The organism is Dellaglioa sp. CoH-57-MRSF-18 (assembly GCF_056781995.1).
Map to the genome: position 1 here is coordinate 1 of NZ_JBXAXX010000215.1, position 273 is coordinate 273.

A 273-nucleotide genomic window follows, 5' to 3' on the forward strand; every position below is an offset into this window, starting at 1 on the left:
GGTATTTGTGTTCATTGTCAATTTTTGATCGATTGGTTGCGAGTTTTGATTGCATCATATTGACGCCGACAGTCGGCAATCCACGCGTTCCACGCTTCCGGCTCGTACATGCCATAGTCCTGATACATGCCGACCAGATCGCCGTTTTTGCGCGCGTCTGACAGGTACAGAGCAAAGGCAAAGTCAGGGAACCCGAGCCCCTCGATTTGCGCCCGCAAGTCATCGCGGAACAAACAGCAGCGAACCAGCCACGCCAAAAACTCAAAATCGATT

1 protein-coding gene is annotated in these 273 nt (G+C 51.6%); it reads right to left on the reverse strand.

The genetic code is table 11. The annotated features are described in order from the left end of the window. Positions 1 to 17 precede the first annotated feature (17 nt). Positions 18 to 273 (reverse strand): hypothetical protein (locus AC1RPG_RS08775; RefSeq protein ID WP_481762601.1); only part of this gene is annotated, 256 nt, incomplete at its 5' end.